Source organism: Nonomuraea endophytica (assembly GCF_014203235.1).
Classification (GTDB): Bacteria; Actinomycetota; Actinomycetes; order Streptosporangiales; family Streptosporangiaceae; genus Nonomuraea; species Nonomuraea endophytica.
The window spans coordinates 130,625-149,349 of the sequence record NZ_JACHIN010000015.1 but is presented as its reverse complement, the minus strand read 5'-3'; the positions used below and the strand labels follow the sequence as shown (position 1 = coordinate 149,349).

The window sequence follows — 18,725 nt, the reverse complement described above, 5'->3', positions numbered from 1 at the left end:
GTCTGTTAGGAAGGTCGCGATCCACACCCGGTAGCTAGAGAGGTACACCGTGTCGCGCGACGAGAAGGACAGACCATTCGAGGACGAGCAGGGCAGGTCGTTAAACCCGGACATGACCGGTGACGTGCTCTCCGACCGGTGGGAGACGGACGCCGCGGACACCGACGAGCAGCCGGCCGTCGTGCTCAGCGAGACCTACCACCTGCCGGGCGACGCCGGCACGCCTGGGGAGCGTTCGGAGACCTACCACCTGCCCGAGCCGGACGCCCTGGTCCACCAGGACATCCTCCTGGACCAGAGCGCCCTCAAGAGCCACACCGACCCGGCCGACCCCCTGGACCTGAACTCCGGCGCCGACCTCGGCACGCCCGGCTACGAGTCCATCACGGGCTACGACCCCACGGCAGGACACGACCCCGGCACGAGTTACGAGGCCGGAACAGCGGGCTACGAGGCCGGCACAGGCTATGAAGCGGGAACAGCAGGCTATGAGCCCGGAACAACGGGCTATGAGTCGGGCACGACGGGACCTGGATACGACGCCGGAGCCGCGGGAGCCGGTTACGACGCCGTAGCAGGGCACGACGGAGACCGTGACGAGAACGAGCCCGGATACCTGCCACTGGACAAGTCCTACGAACGCCCGTTCGGCGACGATGACGACGAGCCGCGCCGGGGCTTCCTCGGTTCGGGCTGGAGCGGTACCGACGAGCCGGATTCCGGACAGAGTGAGGTACGCCGCCGCACCAAGATGCTGGTAGTGGCGGCGGCCGCCATCGTCGTGATCGGCGTGGGCGCGGGCTGGATGCTGACCGGCTCCGGCTCCGAGGCCTGCACCGGCGCCCAGTGCTCAAGCGCCGGCCAGGTGAGCACCCCCGTGGCCCCGCCCGCCGAAGAGACGGAAGACCCGGCCGACCAGCCCATCGAGGCCACCCCCGAACCCGACATGTCCGAGTCGGTCACCCCAACGCCCACGGTGAGCCGCGCCCGAGCCACCCGCACCCCGGCTCCCCGCGTGACCCCGACCCGCGACAGCGACCCCACCCCCAAGGCAACCTCCAAGGGCACCCGTGCCCCGGAGCCCAACGACCCGGTCACCGACAACGCCGACGACCCCAATCCGCCGCGCGCCACCCAAGCCCCCTCGGCCAAGCAGACCACCCAGGCGCCCACCGAGGCCCCCACCACCTCCGCCCCGGCCCCCGCGCCAACGGAGAGCAAGAAGCCCGGCGGCCTCCTGGACTGGCTGTTCGGCTGACGTACTCCCGGGGCTCGCTTGGCAGGACGAGCCGCGGAGAGATAGCGCGGGCGGCCCAGCCGCCCGCGCCATCATGCTGTCCTACGCGGCTCTTGCGCAGCCCGGACTGTTCCACGCGGCGCTCGCAGCCCGGTTGTTTTCCGCGGTGCTTGCTCAGCCCGGCTGTTCTGCGCGGCGCTCGCAGCCCGGTTGTCTTCCGCGGTGCTTGCTCAGCCCGGCTGTTCTGCGCGGTGCTCGCTCAGCCCGGCTGTTCTGCGCGGTGCTCGCTCAGCCCGGCTGTTCTGCGCGGTGCTTGCTCAGCCCGGCTGTTCTGCGCGGCGCTCGCTCAGCCCGCCATCCGCTACGGCACAGCCGCCCCACCGCCACCCGCCGACGTGAGCTTGCGTGTCGTGGGGATCGCTTCTCACGTCGGACGGGTCCCCACCGCAACGGCGATGCGGTGACCGGGCGATCGGTGACCTTGGCGACCCGGATGGCGACGTTGCCTTGTTGGCCCTACGGGGTTGATTCCCCTCGGACATGGGGCTGATTTCCCTCGGACATGGCGTGGCTGGGTGGCGGGTTGCCACTTGGCTGGCTGACGGATCGCCGTTGCGGCGAGTACCACGTCCGACGTGAGAAGCGATCCCCCCGATCGGCGCCAGCGGGCGTCGGTGGGTGGTGGGGGTGTGGCTGGCCGTAATGGATGGGGAGGGTTTTGACCCTCAGTGCCGAGGCATGGATGGGGAGGGTTTTGACCCTCAGTGCCGAGGCATGGATGGGGAGGGTTTTGACCCTCAGTGCCGAGGCATGGATGGGAGGGTTTGACCTCTCAGCGCCGAGGTGTGGATGGGGACGGTTTGACCGCAGCGCCGAGGTGTGGATGGTGTGGGTTTTGGCCCTCGGCGTCGAGATGTGTGAGGCGGGGGGAGGGGGGAGTCTGGCAGACTGGGAAATCGCTTTCCAGGAGGTGTCGTGGTCACCCTCGAAGATGTGGCGAGGCAGGCGGGTGTTTCGCTGGCGACCGCCTCGCGTGTGCTGAACGGCAGTACCCGCCAGGTGGGCGCAGGCCTGCGTGCCCGCGTTGAGCAGGCCGCCGACGAGCTCGGCTATCGGGCCAACATCGCAGCCCAGACCCTTGCCCGCGGTGCCAGCAACGTGATCGGCATCGTGGTGCACGATCTCACCGACCCCTACTTCGCGGCGCTGGCCGACGGGGTCATGCGGGCCGCGGCGGGGGAAGGGCTGCTGGTGATGGTCGGCACCACCCACCGCGACCCCGAACAGGAGATCGCCTACGTCGCCACGCTCAACGCGCAGCGCGTGCGGGCGGTGCTGCTGGTGGGTTCGCGGCTCGACGACCCCGAGGTCACCGGACGGCTGCGCGCCGAACTCGACCGCTACCTGTCCAGCGGCGGCCGCGTCGCCTGCGTCGGCCAGGACCTGCTCGGCGTCGACACCGTCGCCCCGGCCAACGGGGAGGGGGCGGCGGCGCTGGCGCGTTCGCTGGCGGAGCTGGGGCACCGGCGGTTCGCGGTGCTCGCGGGCCCGCCGCGGCTCATGACCGCCGCGGACCGTTGCGCCGGATTCGTCACCGCCCTGGAACAACTGGGACTCCCGCGCCCCCGCGTCATCCACGGCCCGTTCGACCGCGACGGCGGCTACCAGGCGGCGCAGGAGACGGGCGACGCGACCTGCGTGTTCGCGGTGAACGACGTCATGGCCGTGGGCGCGCTGGCCGCGTATAGGGAGCGGGGCGTGCGGGTGCCGGAGGACGTGTCGGTGGCGGGGTTCGACGACATCGCGACCCTGCGCGACCACGCGCCAGCGCTGACGACGGTGCGGTTGCCGCTGGCGGACATGGGTTCGCGGGCCCTGGAACTGGCCCTCACCTCGGCCGACAAGCCCGTGGTGGAGCCGGTCCGCGGCGAGGTGGTCCTGCGCGAAAGCGTCCGCCCCCTCTGATGCCCCACCCCACCCCCGCCGCACGCCCGCGCCCAGCCGTCTTGCCTGCCGGATGCGCGCACCCACCCCCCGCACCTCCGGGATGCGGGCATCCAGCCCTCGCGCCTCGGGGATGCGGGCATCCAGCCCTCGCGCCTCCGGGATGCGGGCATCCAGCCCCCGCACCTGCTGGATGCCCGCGCTCAAGTTCACTCACCTGCCGTTGTCTGCACCCAACCCCCACCCGTGCCCACCGCGTCCCCACCCCGGGTGTGCGGCGGGGACGTCTGTGTCTTTGTGCTGGTACGGCGGCGGCCCCGCCGTACTCCCGCGTGTCGCTTGACCGGCGGCGCGCGTGCCACCACCCCCTTGGGAGAACACTGTGAAACTGTCCGTCAGCACGCTGGGAATGCCGGGCGACAAGCTCGACCGGGCGATCGAGATAGCCGTGGGACATGGCTGCCAGGGGTTGGAGCTGCGGCTGCACCCCGACACGGGCGTACACGCGGGACTGAGCCGTGACGAGCGTGCGGCGGCGCGGAAGGCGGTGGAGAGCGCAGGTCTGGAAATCTCCGCCCTGGCTGGCTATGTGCGCGTATGTGAGCCAGGTCCCGACGAACCCCTCATCGAGGCCCTCACCGCCGACCTCAAGCTCGCCGCCGACCTGGGGGCCCCGGGCGTGCGGGTGTTCCCGCGCGGCGACGACCCGGCCGTGGGCGCCCGCCGCCTCCAGGCAGTCTCCGGTACGGCACGCGAACTGGGCCTGCGTGTCCTCGTCGAAACCCACGACCTGATGGCCACCGGCGCCAAGCTCGCCGAACTCCTGGACGCCGCCGACTCCCCGGACACCACCGGCGCCCTCTGGGACCTCCTCCACCCGTGGCGCCACGGCGAAGCCCCAGCCGACACCCTCTCCGCCCTGGGCTCGCATCTGGCGTATGTGCAGGTCAAGGATGCGGTGTCGGCCAACGACAGTACGCCGGTGCCGATGTGGTCGGGTTCCGTGCCGCTGGACGAGTGCGGGGAACTGCTCCGGTCTGCCGGGTTCGACGGGTGGGTGTCGCTGGAGTGGGAACGCACCTGGTATCCCCAGGTCGCCCCGGTAGAGGACATCCTCCCCGGCGCCGCCGAATGGGTCCGCCGCTACCAGCCCTGACCCGACACGCTCCAAGCGCCTCCACCAACGGCCGGGCCGCCTGCCCGCCCCTCGATGCCTCAAGCGCTCCCGGCACCCGCCTACCTGCCCGCCCGGCCCTCTATCCCTTCGGCTCCCCCTACCTGCCCAGCCCCTCTATCCCTCCCCTTACCTGCTCAGTCGACTGACCCTCCAGCCCCCAGGTCATGCCCACCTGCCCAGTCGGCGCCCACAAGCCCGCCTGCCCGCGGCGTGCCGTCACGGGGTCCCTGAGGCTCTCCGTCCGCCGGTGGGCACCGGTGGCATGCGGCAGGTTGGGGATGCGAAGCCGCTCGGTCGCGCCTCCCGTCGGGGATGTCAGCACGGCGGGGTTGGGTGGCATGGCGGGCGGCGGCCCGAGGCCGGGTGGGGCGTCCGGTGATCTGTGGCCGGGAGGTGGTCGGTGGGGTGGGCTTGGGGGGTGGGTGGGGCGCGCGTAGGGTGGCCGCGGTGTGTCGTTGGGATGGTGGGAGATGGGAGTCGCGTGAAGGACAAGGTGCTTGTCGTCGGGATGGACGGCCTGCGGTTCGACCGGTTGCTGGCGCTGCGTCCCAAGGTGCTTGGGGAACTGCTCGATACCGGTGTGCATGGGACGAGCCTGTTGCCGTACGGGGAGGCCGAGGCTGTCTCCACGGGGACCAAGGGGGAGGTCGTGCGGCTGGGGGAGCGGGCGATCGCGTCCAGGACCGACTCGGGGCCGGGGTGGTCGTCGATCGCCACCGGTGTCTGGCCGGACAAGCACGGGGTAGTGGATAACAGCTTCACCGCTCCCGATTTCGCGAAATATCCGGACTTCCTGACGCGGGCCAAGCGGGCCGACCCCTCCCTGACCACCTCAGCACTGTTCTCGTGGGCCGCGCTGGCCGAGCACGGGGCGTTCGGGCCGAAGATCGACACCCGCGTGGTCCTGGACGGCTTCGCCATCACCTTCACCGAGGGCGACAGGCAGATAGCCGACGCCGCCGAACGCCACTTCGCCGAGCAGGATCCCGACCTGTCCTTCGTCTACTTCGGCGACACCGACGAGGTGGCCCACCGCCTGGGCCCCCACTGCCCGGAGTACACGGACGCCCTCCACACCCAGGACAACTACCTGGGCCGCGTCCTCACCTCGATCAAGAACCGCCCCTCCTACCCAGCCGAACGCTGGACCATCCTGGTCACCACCGACCACGGCCACCTGGACGAAGGCGGCCACGGAGGGGTCTCTCCCGAGGAACGCACCACCTTCGTGATCGCCGCCCGCCTCGGCGAGAACCTCGGCGGCCGCCGCCTCCCCGAGGCCCGCCTGGTGGACATCGCCCCCACCGCCCTGACCCAACTGGGCATCACCCCCACCCCCGCCTGGAACCTGGACGGCCACCCCCTCCCCCTCTAACCCCTCGACCCAAGAGCCCCAGCTTCACCCGTCCCGGTGTCGCGCCCGCCGGAGTTACCGCGTGCCAAGGAGGGCCCTCGGACCACGAGGGTGTTCGCGTGCCGCGAAGAGACGCGAGGAGACGCGAGCCATGAAGGTCACGTGGCGTGAGGAAGTGCATGCGCGCCGCGAGAGGGCGTGCCGCGTTAGGGGCGCGGCGCGTTAGAGGGCGCGTGCGCCGCCAGGAGGCACGTGCCGTGAGGGCCGCGACGCGTGCGTGTGATGCGGGAAGACGCGGGTCATGAAGGTCGCATGGCGTGGGGAAGTGCACGGGCGCGGGCATGCGCGCCGCGAGGGGACGTGCGCCGCGTGGGGGCACGTGCTGTGAGGGGCGGTGCCTTCTGTCAAAGTTTTTCATCACTTGTTGAATTCTGGCCGCCCACGCGCCACACTGTGAACGAAGGGTGTCTCTCAGGAGGACGGCGCATGAAAACCGCACTGGAGTTTTCCGAGATCCACGCCGGCATGCTCGCCGAAGTAGGCGGTAAGGCGGCCAACCTGGGCGAGCTGACCCGGGCGGCCCTCCCGGTCCCCCCAGGATGGGTGCTGACCACGGACGCCTACCACCAGGCAGCCGAAGCCGCCGGCCTCCAGGAGATCATCGCCCAAGGCGGTGACCTGGCGACGAAGGCACGACAACGCCTCCTGGAAACCAAGATCCCGGCCGAAGTGGCCGAGGAGGTCAGGAAGGCCTACGCGGGGCTGGGGGAGGCGGCCCCGGTGGCGGTGCGGTCGTCGGCCACGGCGGAGGATCTGCCGTTCGCGAGCTTCGCCGGTCAGCAGGACACGTTCCTCAACGTGGTGGGGCCGGAGGAGGTGCTGCTGGCGGTAAGGAAGTGCTGGGCTTCTCTCTGGACGGACCGGGCGGTCGCCTACCGCGAGGCGAACGGGATCGACCACGCGGCGGTTCGCATCGCGGTGGTGGTCCAGACGATGGTGGACGCGCAGGTGGCGGGGGTGATGTTCACCGCGAACCCGGTCACCGGCCGCAGGCGGGAGGCGGTGATCGACGCCAGCCCGGGACTCGGCGAGGCGGTGGTGTCGGGGGCGGTGAATCCCGACCGGTTCGTGGTCGACGTGGCCACGGCCGAGATCCGCGAACGCCACGCCGGTGACAAGAAGATCGCCATCAGGTCGTTGCCCGGCGGCGGCACCGAACGGGTGGAGACCGACGTCGACGGCTTCTGCCTCACCGACGCGCAGGTGCGGGCGCTGGCCGAGCTCGGGGCCAAGGTCGAGGGGCATTACGGCGCGCCGCAGGACACCGAGTGGGCGATCGACGCCGGCGGGCGGCTCTGGCTGACGCAGGCGCGGCCGATCACCACGCTCTACCCGCTGCCCGAGACGCCCGAGACCGGACACGACGGGCTGCGCCTGTTCTTCTCGGTCAACGTGGCGCAGGGGGTGATGGGGCCGTTCACGCCGATGGGGAGCGCGGGCATCAAGCTGATGAGCGCGGGCGCGGCCAGGATCGCGGGGTATCCGCCGGCCGACCCCCACGACGGCGCCGGTCCGGTGGTCGAGGCGGGGCAGCGCCTCTGGATCGACCTGACCAAGGCGGCACGCAGCCGCGTCGGCCGCGCCGTACTGCCGAGAATGTTCTCTGTCGCGGAGGCGCGTACGGCGGTGCTGTTCAACGCGCTGATGGACGACCCGAGACTGTCGATGATCTACCCGTCGCGGCGGCCGTTCCTGCGCGCGGCGCGGCGGATCGCGCGGGCGGCGGGCGCGCCGAGGCGGGTGCGATGGGCGCTCACGCGGCCGGAACGCGCGCTGGCCTACTCGCGGCGCATCGGCGACGACCTCACGCGGCGCCTGGAACTCCCGCCGGACGTTTCCCCGCAGGCCCGGATCGATCACGCGGAACGCCTGCTCGGCGCGACCTTCCCGATGATCTTCTCGATCATGCCGATCGTGGTCGCGGGCTACGGGATGTTCGGGCTGGCGTCGAAGCTGTCGGGTGTGCCGATCTCCGACATGCAGGACGTACTACGGAGCATGCCCAACAACCCGACCACCGAGATGGACATGGAGTTGTGGCGGCTGGCCACGCGCATCGAACCGTTCGGCGACCGGTCGGTCGACGAGATCACCCGCCTCTACCAGGCAGGACAGCTCCCCAAGGTGACCCAGGACGCCATCTCCGGTTTCCTCGCCACCTACGGCCACCGCGGCGTCGCCGAGATCGACCTCGGTGTCAAGCGCTGGTCGGACGATCCATCCCACATCATCGGCGTCCTGGCCAACTACCTGCGCATGGACGACCGCCTCGCGCCCGACGCCCTGTTCGAGCGCGGCGCCGCCGACGCGCAGGCCGCCGTCGAGCACATCGTGGCCGCCGCCGCGCGCAAGGGCCGGTTGCGCGCCGCGATCGTCCGCCGCGCCCTGGACCGCACCCGCCGTCTCGGCGGGCTGCGCGAGCTGCCCAAGTACTACGCGGTGCTGATCTTCGCGGGGGTACGGCGGAGCATGCGCGTCGTCGGCGAGCACCTGGTGGCGCAGGGCGTCCTCGGCACCCCGGACGACGTCTACTTCCTCACCTTCCGCGAGACCAGAACCGCCCTCACGAACGGCTCCCCGCTCGGCGGGCTGGTGGCCGAGCGCAAGACGGCCTACGAGCAGGAGACGCGGCGCAGGCACGTCCCGCGCCTGCTGCTGTCGGACGGCACCGAACCGGAGGCGCTCTCGATCGCCGCCGCCGACGGCGCCATCACCGGCACCCCGGCCTCGGCGGGCATCGCGACCGGCCCGGCCCGCGTGGTCATGGACCCGGCCGGCGCGCACCTGGAGCCGGGCGAGATCCTGGTCTGCCCGTCCACGGACCCGGGCTGGACGCCGCTGTTCCTGACGGCCGGCGGTCTGGTGATGGAGATGGGCGGCGCCATGTCACACGGCGCGGTCGTGGCCAGGGAGTACGGCATCCCCGCCGTGGTCGGCGTCGCCCGCGCCACCGAACGCGTCACGACCGGCGAAACCGTCACCGTGGACGGCGCCGCAGGCACGATCACCCAAGAACCCGCCCAAACGACCACCCAAGAACCCGCGGCCACGACCACGCAGGAAGCCGCAGGCACGGTCAACCAGGAAGCCGCAGGCACGATCACGCAGGAGCACGACCAGGCGCCTGCCCAGGGCCCCGCCTAAACGACCACCTCGGCATAACGCCGCTTCATCGAAGCCACCACCTCGTCCGGATCGGCGGCCCAGATGTCGGCGTTGAAGATCTCCACCTCGATGTCACCGGTGTATCCGGCGGCGAGCACGGCACGGGTGATCGGCGGAAAGTCGATCACCCCGTCGCCCATCATCCCCCGCCCCAGCAGCACGTCGGCGGGCAGCGGATGCAGATAGTCGCACACCTGGTAGGAAGCGATCCGCTCACCCGCCCGCGCGATCTGCTCGAACACCTGCGGATCCCACCACACGTGGAAGGTGTCCACCACCACCCCAACCTGCTCACTGGGGTACATCATGGCCAGATCCAGCGCCTGCCCCAGCGTGGACACGACAGCCCGATCCGGGCAGTAGATCGGATGCAGGGGTTCCAAGGCCAGCCGCACGTTCCGCTCCCCGGCATAGGGCGCCAGCTCCGCCAGCGCCTCGGCCACCCGCTCCCGCGCCCCAGCCAGATCCCGAGAAACCACACCCTCCAAGGGACGCCCAGGCACCACCCCCGGCAACCCACCCACAACCAGCACAAGACAGGCGGCCCCCAGCTCGGCGGCCTCGTCGATGGCCAGCCGGTTGTCCTCCAAGGAGGCGTCCAGGGAGGCGGCCGCGGTCAGGAAGCCGCCCCGGCACAGCGACGACACCCGCAGCCCCGCGGTACGAACGAGCTTGGCACTGGCCGCCAGCCCCTGCTCGGCCACCTCCTCCCGCCACAACCCGACGGACTCAAGCCCGTGCCGCACACAGCCGTCCACGGCCTGGGCGACGGTCCAGCTCTTGGTGGTGCGCTGGTTGAGCGACAGCGGGTTCACAGGCCGTTCACCGCCAGCAGCGCCGTCATCCGGCGGACCGCGAGCTCCTGGTCAGACAGCAGTCCGGCCTGGTCGGCCAGCCGGAACACCTCAGCCAGGTGGCTGATCGACCGGGACGACTGCGCCCCGTTGACCATGCTGAACGCCTCCTGATGACCGTTGAGCCACGCGAGGAAGACGATGCCGGTCTTGTAGTGGAACGTCGGCGTCTCAAAGATCTTTCGGGACAACGCCACCGTAGGCTCGAAGATCTCATCGTAAAGCGCGAGATTCCGGGCGCGGATTTGCTCGTCGGGCGCCGACTCCGCGGCGGCCAGCGCCTGCAGGGCGGCCGCAGCCGCGGGGGCGATCGCGTCGAAGATGCCGAGGAGGGCGTGGCTGCCGGACTTGATGAGCGACGGGTAGTTGAAGTCGTCGCCGGTGTAGAGCCTGACACCCTGGGGGAGGGCGGCGCGCAGCCGTACCTCGTGATCCTCGTCGAGGAGCGAGACCTTCACGCCGTCGACCATCGCGGCGTTGGCGTGGATCAGCTCCAGGAACGACTCGGTGGCCGCGTCGACGTCGCGGGAGCCCCAGTATCCGGCGAGCTGGGGGTCGAACATCTCGCCCAGCCAGTGCAGGATCACCGGCCGGTCGGCGAGGCCGAACAGCTTGCCGTAGACGCGGTGGTAGTCCTCGGGGCCGGTGGCGGTCCTGGCGAGCTGGCGCGAGGCCATGATGATCACCCCGGCGCCGGTTTCCTGGACGGTGTCGATCTGCTCGGCGTAGGCGTCGGTGATCGCCTGGACGGTGTCAGCTCCGGGCGCGTGGTCGGTCCCGGCGCCGCAGGCGACCAGCTCGGCCGGGTCGCCGAACTCCCGCGCCGCCGCGGCGCTGCGGGTGATCAGCTCGCGGGTCGCCGCCCAGTCCAGGCCCATGTTGCGCTGGGCGGTGTCCATGGCGTCGGCGACGCGCAGGCCGTACGACCAGAGGTGGCGGCGGAAGCGCAGGGTGGCCGCCCAGTCGACCGCGGCGGGCGCGCCGGGCGTGTTGTCGCCGAGCGGGTCGGCCACCACGTGCGCGGCCGCGTAGACCACCCGCGCGCCGGAAGGGGAGGCGCCGCGCTCGGGCCAGGTGACGGGGTCGCGCAGCGTGTACGCGCCGCCGGGCAGCCGGATCCTCACAGGCCCGCCACCTCGATCCTGCGGCCCTCGGCCGACGAGCGCAGCCCCAGCTCGGCCAGTTGCACGCCACGGGCGCCCGCCGCGAAGTCGTAGGGGAACGGGGCGTCCTCCAGCACGTGGCGCAGGAACAGCTCCCACTGGATCTTGAACCCGTTGTCGAACTCCGCGTTGTCCGGCACCTCCTGCCAGTCGTCGCGGAAGCGGGCGGTGACCGGAAGGTCCGGGTTCCAGACGGGCTTGGGGGTTCCGGCGCGGTGCTGGATCCGGCAGTTGCGCAGCCCGGCGACGGCGCTGCCGTGCGTGCCGTCCACCTGGAACTCCACCAGTTCGTCCCGGTTCACCCGCACGGCCCAGGAGGAGTTGATCTGCGCGACGATGCCGCCTTCAAGCTCGAAGATCCCGTACGCGGCGTCGTCGGCCGTAGCGTCATAGGTCACCCCCTGCTCGTCGACCCGGGCCGGGATGTGGGTGACGGCCTTGGCGTAGACGGTCTGGACGCGGCCGAACAGGTTCTCCAGCACGTAGTGCCAGTGCGGGAACATGTCGAGGATGATGCCGCCGCCGTCCTCGGCCCGGTAGTTCCAGGAAGGACGCTGCGCCTCCTGCCAGTCGCCTTCGAACACCCAGTAGCCGAACTCCCCGCGTACCGACAGGATCCGCCCGAAGAAGCCGCCGTCGATCAGCCGCTTGAGCTTGAGCAGGCCGGGGAGGAACAGCTTGTCCTGGACGACGCCGTTCTTGACGCCGCGGGCGGCGGCGGCCTCGGCGAGCGCGACGGCCTCCTCGACGGACTCCGCGGTGGGCTTCTCGGCGTAGATGTGCTTTCCGGCCTCGATGGCCTTGAGCACCGACTTGACCCTGGCCTGGGTGACCTGGGCGTCGAAGTAGATCTCGGCGCGCTCCAGTGCGGCGTCGAGGTCGGTGGTGTAGTCGGTGAGCCCGTGCCTGGCGGCGATCTCGGCCAGTTTGGCCTCGCTGCGGCCGACGAGGATGGGATCGAGCCTGACCCGGGTGCCGTCGGAGAGGGCCAGCCCGCCCTGCTCGTTGATGGCCAGGACGGACCGGACCAGATGCTGCCGGTAGCCCATCCTGCCGGTGACGCCGTTCATCACCACGCCGATTCTGCGCATCGAGACCCCTTCTTCGGAAAGCGCTTTCCAGGACCGTACGGCGGGCGCGGGTGCCGTTGCAATACTGTGTGCCACACAATAACGTGCGGCCATGCCCGACGACGCGCCGATCGCCACCCATCTTCAGGAGCTCCGGCGGGGCACCGCCGTGCTGGCCTGCCTGCTCGCGCTGGAGCGGCCCAACTACGGCTACGCCCTGCTCGACGAGCTCGCGAGCAGCGGCTTCGCGGTCGAGGCCAACACGCTCTACCCGCTGCTGCGGCGACTGGAGCGGCAGGGGCTCCTGGTCAGCGAATGGAGCACGAAAGAGTCGAGGCCGCGCCGGTTCTACCGTACGAGCGAGGCCGGAGCGGAGCTCGCCGCGGTCCTCGGCCGTGACTGGGCACGGCTCGACGAGGCGCTCGCGACCCTGAGAGGGGCTCCGGGAAAGCACGTACCCAAGAGGCAGGGGACGGCTGGTACCTGAGGCTGACGCCAGCGGGGCGCGCCGTCGCATACGGTCGTGAACCATGCGTCGTTTCCTGCTGGGTGCCCTGCTCGCCCTGACCGTGGCGGGTGCCTCCTCCCAGCCGGGCACACAACCGCTCGACCTGCCCGCGATCACCGCGCCCGCCCTGGCCGCACGCTACGCCGCCAACGCGGGAGACGGTTCCGGGCGGCAGTTCCTGGCCCTCGACCGGGCCGGCGACGGGCGGGCCGTCGAGGTGGTGGGCGACCTGGCCGCCGCCGACTCGGTGATCATCTTCGTGCCGGGCACCGGTTATGGCCTGGCGCAGTTCAACGACAGCACCGCCGCGCCGGGCGGCGCCGCCCGTGCCCTGCACGCCCGCGCCCAGGCCCTCGCCCCCGGCACGAACGTCGCGGTCATCGGCTGGCTCGGCTACGACGCGCCCGAGATGACCGACCCGGGCGTCATCACCACGCTGCCCGCCGCGAAGGGCGCCAAGGCCCTGCGGACCCTGGTGACCGCCCTTCTGCCCAAGAGGGTGGCCCTGGTCTGCCACAGCTACGGCACGGTCGTCTGCGGCGAGGCCGCGCCCGCCCTGCCCGTCACCGACATCGTCGCCCTGGGCAGCCCCGGCATGGGCGTCGCCGACGCCGCCGCCCTCCGCACGCCCGCCCGCGTGTGGACGGCGCTGTCCGGCCGCGACGACGTCTTCCGCCCGGGGGTCACGCTCGGCCCCGTCGGATTCGGCGCCGACCCGAACGTCGCCGCCTTCGGCGCCCGGATCGTCGACGGCGGCGACGGCCGCCACACCGACTACCTCCGCCCCGGCCCCACCCTCGACCGGATCACCAGGATCGCCCTGACCGGCCGGGCCTGAGGCCGCGACCCAACAAGGGGCCAACGGCGGTCCAACGGGAGCGGCCTAGCGTGGCTCGACGACTGGCTGAAGGAGAACCGCAGAAAGGTCGCCATGATCGACGGGGACATCACGACGACACGCCCGGACATGCACTGGACCGAGGGATAGAAGCGCGGCGCCGCCTCCGCGGAGGCGGCGTCAGACCTCGCCCTTGGTCTCCAGCCGGTCCAGGGCCTTGGTGAGCGGATGCGCCGTGAGGCCGACCTGCCACTCGCGGGCCCCCAGCGAACGCAGCCGCTCGGCCACCGTCTCGTCGTCGAGCACCTCAGGCGGCTCCCAGGTGAGGCGGCGGACGGCGTCGGGCTGCAGGAGGTTCTCGGTGGGCATCCGGTGCTCGTCGGCCAGTGCCGCCACCACCGCGCGCGCCGCGGCCAGGCGCTTGGCGGCGGCCGGGTCGCGATCGGCCCAGCGGTTGGCCGGAGGCGGGCCGTCACCGGGCGAGCTCGGCGCGGGCAACTGGCCGTCGGGCAGCGCCCGCGCGCGGCTGACCGCCGACAGCCAGTCGGACATGTAGCGCCGCGCGCTGCGGCCGGTGAACGCGGAGATCTCGGTGAGCGCCTTCTTGGTGCGCGGCACCTCCAGCGCGGCGGTCACGATCGCGGCGTCGGGCAGGACGCGGCCGGGGGCCAGGTCCTTCTCCCTCGCGATCGTGTCGCGCATCGTCCACAGCTCGCGCACGATGGCCAGCGCACGTACGTTGCGGACCTTGTGGATGCCGGAAGTGCGCCGCCAGGGGTCGGAACGCGGCGACGGCGGCGGCGTGGCCAGCACGGCGGCGAACTCCTCCTGGGCCCACTCCAGCTTGCCGCTCTCCACCAGCTGCGCGTGGAGCGCGTCACGGAGCTCCACCAGCACCTCGACGTCGAGCGCCGCGTAACGCAGCCAGTCTTCGGGCAGCGGCCTGGTCGACCAGTCGGCCGCCGAATGGCCCTTCTCGAGCCGCAGGCCGAGGACGGTCTCGACCATGGTGCCCAGGCCCACCCGCTCGTACCCGAGCAGTCGCCCGGCCAGCTCGGTGTCGAACATCCGGCGCGGCCGGAAGCCGATCTCGGCGAGACACGGAAGGTCCTGCGAGGCGGCGTGCAGGACGACCTCGGCGTCGGACACGGCCGCGTCGAGCGCGCTCAGGTCGGGGCAGCCCATGGGGTCGATGAGCGCGCTTCCCGCGCCGGTACGGCGCAGCTGGACGAGATAGGCGCGGTTGCCATAGCGGTAGCCGGAGGCCCGCTCGGCGTCGACCGCGACAGGCCCGCTGCCGGCGGCGAACGCCTCGATCGTGCGGGCCAGCCCCGCGGCGTCGGCGATCACCCGCGGGATGCCCTCGCGCGGCTCTAGCAGCGGGACGACGGTCTGTTCTTCTGTCACTGCCGAAAGGACTCCGGATCTTCACGATGGCGCGGCAGCGTGGCCACGTCGGGCGGGAGGGGTGGGATCCCCGCCGCCAGGCACATGAGGTCGCACCAGGCGGCGACGTGACCCGAGAGGTCCTCCTCCGTCGGGGACCAGGACGCCCTCAGTTCCAGCTCGGTGGTGACCGGGTCTTCCGCTTTGTTGCCGAACCCCTCGGACACGGCCCTTGTCACAGTACCGCCAGCGGCGGAGTAAGCGGCGTGGTGGGACTCCAACGCCTCGGTCAGCCAGCTCCACGCGACCGGGCCGAGCAGCGGATCGGAGGTGATCTCCGGCTCCATGTCGGCCCGCACGTAGGCGACGAGGCGGAAGGGGCCGTCCCAGCCGCGCTGGCCGTCGGGGTCGAACAGCAGGATCAGCCGCCCCACCGCCAGCTCGTCGTCGTCGCGGTAGACGGACGCGCCGATGGCGGCCGAGTACGGCGCGAGCCGCTGGGGGGCCGGCAGGTCCTCGAGTTCGATCTCGGGCCGCACGTCGATCGGCCGCAGGCTCTCCGCGGCGCGCAGGAACGCCGGGGGAGGCGGCGGCCGGTCACCGACGGTCATAGTCGAAGCGTAGGTCGCTGACGGACGGAAGGGGACCACGGGGGTGCTCATACGATGTGCTCAAGCCGCGGCCGTCACCAGCGTCCGAGTCCGCGCGGGCACTTGTGGCGCCCCGAGGAACACGGCCAGCCCGCAGTCCGTGCACGCCCAGTCGGGGCACGTGTCAGGCTCGTGCCCGTCAACGCAGAGCGGCTGCTCGAACATCCGCTCGCCGGCGCAGTCGGGGCAATGTTCACTGCGGAGGGAGCTCCACAACGCGGTCATCGCACGGGGCCTTTCTTGTGATCGTGGGTCTGACGGTGACACGGCTCGCTGACAATTCCCCGCAACGCGCTCGGCGTGTCCCGAAAGTGGTTGCCGAATCGATGCCGCGCGGCGGCTTGGCGAACTCTTGATCCAGAATTTCCCGCCTTGCTCCGATGCACCGACCACACGGGTGCCGTGGCAGGCTTGGAGCGTGAATCTCGACGACTCCGCCTTTCTGCGCGCCTGCCGCCGTCAGCCCGTCCCGCACACCCCCGTGTGGTACATGCGGCAGGCCGGCCGTTCGCTGCCCGAATACCTGAAGGTGCGCGAGGGCACGGCGATGCTGGCCGCGTGCGCCGACCCCGACCTGATCGTCGAGATCACCCTGCAGCCGATCCGCCGCTACGGCGTCGACGCCGCCATCTTCTTCAGCGACATCGTGGTCCCGCTCAAGGCCATCGGCGTCGACCTCGACATCAAGCCGGGCGTCGGCCCGGTCATCGCCAATCCGATCCGCGACGCCAAGGGCCTGGAGGCGCTGCGCCCCCTGGAGCCCGGCGACGTCCCCTACGTCACCGAGGCCATCGGGTCACTGGTGGGCGAGCTCGGGTCCACGCCGCTCATCGGCTTCGCGGGCGCGCCGTTCACGCTGGCGTCGTACCTGATCGAGGGCGGCCCCTCCAAGAACCACGACCGAACCAAAGCCATGATGTACGGCGAGCCGCACCTCTGGCACGCGCTCATGGACCGCCTGACCGGCATCGTGCTGGAGCACCTGCGCATCCAGGTCAGGGCCGGGGCCTCGGCCATCCAGCTGTTCGACTCCTGGGTCGGCGCGATCGCGCCCGCCGACTACCGGGAGTTCATCGCGCCCCACACCAGCCGCATCTTCGCCGGGGTGGCCGAAGTGCCGCGCATCCACTTCGGCGTCGGCACCGGAGAGCTGCTCGGCGTGCTCGGCGAGGTGGGTCCCGACGTGGTGGGCGTCGACTGGCGGGTGCCGCTCGACGAGGCCGCCCGCCGCGTCGGCCCCGGCAAGGCGCTGCAGGGCAACCTCGACCCGGCCATCCTGCTGGCCCCGTGGGAGGTCGTCGAGGAGCGCGCGCTCGACATCCTGCGCAGAGGCCGCGCGGCCGAGGGCCACGTCTTCAACCTCGGCCACGGCGTCCTGCCCAGCACCGATCCGGACCAGCTCAAGCGGTTGACAGATTTGGTCCATTCCTTTGACCCCGATACCTCCCGGCTGTAACCCCCTGACATACTTCGGGCGACTTAGTATGGTCGGGGACGTCGGGTGCGAGGCAACCGGGGGGAACCGGCGTGGAGTTCGGCGTTCTGGGGGAATTGGCGATCGTCCGTGAGGGCGGCGCTGTCGCGCTGACCTCGGCCAAGCAACGCAACATCCTGGCCGTGCTGCTGAGCAGGGCCAACCGGGCCACCACCGACGGCATGCTCGCCGAGGCGGTGTGGGGGCAGGCGCCGCCGTCCCCCGCCACGGTCCGCTGGCACGTCCACCACGTACGGCAGGCGATCGGCGACGACCGCGTCACCCGGCGCGGCGAGGCCTACACGCTGCTCCTCGACCCCGCCGAGCTCGACGCCGCCCGCTTCGAGCACCTGCTCACGCAGGCCCGTGCTGAATGTTCCCCCGATTCGGCGGCCGCCGCGTACGGCGAGGCGCTCGCCCTGTGGCGCGGCGACGCCTACGCCGGCCTGCACGCGGTGAGCTGTGAGGCGGCTCGCCTGGAGGAGCTGCGCCTGGCGGCGGCCGAGGAACGCGCGGAGCGACTGCTCGTCCTCGACCGTCCGGCGGAGGCCGCGGCCGAGCTGGCGCCGCTGGTGGCCGCCCATCCGCTGCGCGAACGCCTGCGCGCCGCCCACCTCCTGGCCCTGCACCGCTCCGGCCGCCGGGCCGAGGCCCTGAGCTCCTACCGGGAGGGCCGTTCACGCCTGGTGGCCGAGCTGGGCGTCGAACCCGGCGGACACCTGCGCGCCGCCCACGCCCAAGCCCTCGATGGCGACCAGCCGCCGCCGCACCCCGCCCAGCTGCCCCAGGACGTCGCCGCCTTCACCGGCCGCCGCCCGGAGCTCGCCGCCCTCGACCGCTCGCTCGAAACGGGCGCCACCGCCGTCATCACCGGTCCGGCCGGCATCGGCAAGACCGGCCTGGCACTGCGCTGGGCGCACTCGCGCGCGGCCCGCTTCCCCGACGGCCAGCTCGCCGCCGACCTGCGCGCCAGGACCGGCCCGCTGCCGCCCGCCGAAGTATTGGCCAGGTTCCTGCGCGCGCTCGGCGTCACCCGCGTCCCCGACGGCCTCGACGAGCGCGCCGCCCTCTACCGCACGCTGCTGCGCCGCCGCCGCGTGCTGCTGGTCCTGGACGACGCCGCCTGCGCCGCCCAGGTACGCCCGCTGCTGCCCGGCGCGCCCGGCTGCCGGGTGCTGGTCACCGGGCGCGGCCGGTTCGAGGGCCTGGTGGGGGAGGGCGCATCGTCCACCCGGCTGGACGAGCTGCCCCGCGACCAGGCGGTGAACCTCCTGCGCCGCCTCATCCCCACCCAGATGGCAGGAGAGGACGCGGGCCTCTCACAGCTCGCCCAGCTCTGCGACGGGCTGCCGCTGGCGCTGCGCATCGCCGCCGCCCGGCTCGCCACCCGCCCCGGCTGGACCGCCGAACTCCTGGCCTGCCGGATGCGCGCCGAGCACAGCCGCCTCGACGAACTGCGCGCCGGCGACCTGGACGTCCGCGCCGCCATCGCCTCCGGCTACCACGCCGTCGGCGAGCGCGAGCGCCTGCTCTTCTGCCTGCTCGGCCTGCTGCCCGCGGCCGTCGAGTGCACCCCGTGGCTGGCCACCATCATGCTCGGCACGGGCATCGAGGAGGCCGGCGGGCTGCTCGACCGCCTCGCCGACGAACAGCTCCTGCAGCACGAGCGCGCCGACGAGCAGGGCTGGGAGCGCTACCGGATGCGGCACCTGGTCCGGCTGTTCGCGGCCGAGCGGGCCGCCGCCGACGTGCCCGCCCGCCTGGGCGAGCAGGCCGTCGCCCGAGCCATGGCCTCCCCGATGGGCCGCCGCCGGACCATCTCCTCCAAGCTCTGCGTGGTGTGAG

At 71.9% G+C, this 18,725-nt stretch carries 14 protein-coding genes; 9 read left to right on the top strand and 5 right to left on the bottom strand.

All coding sequences use genetic code 11. From position 1 onward, the window contains the following. The first annotated feature begins 49 nt into the window (after window positions 1-49). The 5 genes from HNR40_RS42125 to HNR40_RS42105 all read left to right on the top strand — a co-directional run bounded on the left by HNR40_RS42125 (window position 50) and on the right by HNR40_RS42105 (window position 8,916). Window positions 50-1,258: a hypothetical protein gene (locus tag HNR40_RS42125; protein ID WP_184971741.1), complete on the top strand. Its 1,209-nt coding sequence runs from the start codon at window positions 50-52 to the stop codon at window positions 1,256-1,258. 954 nt (window positions 1,259-2,212) lie between these two features. After that, on the top strand, window positions 2,213-3,202 hold the full coding sequence (locus tag HNR40_RS42120; protein ID WP_184971739.1) for a LacI family DNA-binding transcriptional regulator: 990 nt from the start codon (window positions 2,213-2,215) through the stop codon (window positions 3,200-3,202). A gap of 361 nt (window positions 3,203-3,563) precedes the next feature. Then, complete coding sequence (locus HNR40_RS42115; protein ID WP_184971737.1) at window positions 3,564-4,337, top strand: sugar phosphate isomerase/epimerase family protein; 774 nt, start codon at window positions 3,564-3,566, stop codon at window positions 4,335-4,337. A 502-nt stretch (window positions 4,338-4,839) separates the two neighbouring features. Then, on the top strand, window positions 4,840-5,733 hold the full coding sequence (locus HNR40_RS42110) for an alkaline phosphatase family protein (RefSeq protein WP_221341494.1): 894 nt from the start codon (window positions 4,840-4,842) through the stop codon (window positions 5,731-5,733). A 465-nt stretch (window positions 5,734-6,198) separates the two neighbouring features. Next, window positions 6,199-8,916: a PEP/pyruvate-binding domain-containing protein gene (locus tag HNR40_RS42105; protein WP_184971733.1), complete on the top strand. Its 2,718-nt coding sequence runs from the start codon at window positions 6,199-6,201 to the stop codon at window positions 8,914-8,916. On the opposite strand, the gene HNR40_RS42100 is transcribed toward HNR40_RS42105, so the two are convergent. From HNR40_RS42100 to HNR40_RS42090, 3 genes are read right to left on the bottom strand one after another with little or no spacing between them, the layout of a single operon-like run. Further along, the gene (locus HNR40_RS42100; protein ID WP_184971731.1) at window positions 8,913-9,752 is read right to left on the bottom strand and encodes a sugar phosphate isomerase/epimerase family protein; all 840 of its coding nucleotides are present in this window, start codon (window positions 9,750-9,752) and stop codon (window positions 8,913-8,915) included. The two genes, HNR40_RS42105 and HNR40_RS42100, sit on opposite strands and share 4 nt — an antisense overlap. Beyond that, the gene (locus tag HNR40_RS42095) at window positions 9,749-10,915 is read right to left on the bottom strand and encodes a dihydrodipicolinate synthase family protein (protein ID WP_184971729.1); all 1,167 of its coding nucleotides are present in this window, start codon (window positions 10,913-10,915) and stop codon (window positions 9,749-9,751) included. The genes HNR40_RS42100 and HNR40_RS42095 overlap by 4 nt, the downstream gene beginning before the upstream one ends. Beyond that, window positions 10,912-12,045, bottom strand: a complete 1,134-nt coding sequence (locus tag HNR40_RS42090) for a Gfo/Idh/MocA family protein (protein WP_184971727.1) — start codon at window positions 12,043-12,045, stop codon at window positions 10,912-10,914. The genes HNR40_RS42095 and HNR40_RS42090 overlap by 4 nt, the downstream gene beginning before the upstream one ends. Before the next feature lie 91 nt (window positions 12,046-12,136). Here HNR40_RS42090 and HNR40_RS42085 point away from each other — a divergent pair, with 91 nt between their 5' ends. After that, window positions 12,137-12,511 carry a PadR family transcriptional regulator gene (locus HNR40_RS42085; RefSeq protein WP_184971725.1) on the top strand — a complete coding sequence of 125 codons (375 nt, stop codon included), beginning with the start codon at window positions 12,137-12,139 and terminating at the stop codon, window positions 12,509-12,511. Window positions 12,512-12,554: 43 nt separating this feature from the next. Then, window positions 12,555-13,370 carry an alpha/beta hydrolase gene (locus HNR40_RS42080; protein WP_184971723.1) on the top strand — a complete coding sequence of 272 codons (816 nt, stop codon included), beginning with the start codon at window positions 12,555-12,557 and terminating at the stop codon, window positions 13,368-13,370. Between the two features lie 180 nt (window positions 13,371-13,550). On the opposite strand, the gene HNR40_RS42075 is transcribed toward HNR40_RS42080, so the two are convergent. Continuing rightward, window positions 13,551-14,777, bottom strand: coding sequence for an HRDC domain-containing protein (locus HNR40_RS42075; RefSeq protein ID WP_184971721.1), 1,227 nt, complete (start codon window positions 14,775-14,777; stop codon window positions 13,551-13,553). Beyond that, the gene (locus HNR40_RS42070; RefSeq protein ID WP_184971719.1) at window positions 14,774-15,367 is read right to left on the bottom strand and encodes a DUF3000 domain-containing protein; all 594 of its coding nucleotides are present in this window, start codon (window positions 15,365-15,367) and stop codon (window positions 14,774-14,776) included. The genes HNR40_RS42075 and HNR40_RS42070 overlap by 4 nt, the downstream gene beginning before the upstream one ends. Window positions 15,368-15,848: 481 nt before the next feature. On the opposite strand from HNR40_RS42070, the gene hemE reads away from it, so the two are divergent. Next, on the top strand, window positions 15,849-16,862 hold the full coding sequence (hemE, locus tag HNR40_RS42065) for a uroporphyrinogen decarboxylase (RefSeq protein WP_221341508.1): 1,014 nt from the start codon (window positions 15,849-15,851) through the stop codon (window positions 16,860-16,862). 71 nt (window positions 16,863-16,933) lie between these two features. Further along, complete coding sequence (locus HNR40_RS42060; protein ID WP_184971717.1) at window positions 16,934-18,724, top strand: AfsR/SARP family transcriptional regulator; 1,791 nt, start codon at window positions 16,934-16,936, stop codon at window positions 18,722-18,724. Window position 18,725 lies beyond the last annotated feature (1 nt).

What these genes read in the sequence shown, in the direction of transcription:
- HNR40_RS42090 (WP_184971727.1), bottom strand. Translation starts at nt 12,045, where the DNA reads ATGCGCAGAATCGGCGTGGTGATGAACGGCGTCACCGGCAGGATGGGC.
- HNR40_RS42080 (WP_184971723.1), top strand. Translation starts at nt 12,555, where the DNA reads ATGCGTCGTTTCCTGCTGGGTGCCCTGCTCGCCCTGACCGTGGCGGGT.
- HNR40_RS42070 (WP_184971719.1), bottom strand. Translation starts at nt 15,367, where the DNA reads ATGACCGTCGGTGACCGGCCGCCGCCTCCCCCGGCGTTCCTGCGCGCC.
- HNR40_RS42085 (WP_184971725.1), top strand. Translation starts at nt 12,137, where the DNA reads ATGCCCGACGACGCGCCGATCGCCACCCATCTTCAGGAGCTCCGGCGG.
- HNR40_RS42105 (WP_184971733.1), top strand. Translation starts at nt 6,199, where the DNA reads ATGAAAACCGCACTGGAGTTTTCCGAGATCCACGCCGGCATGCTCGCC.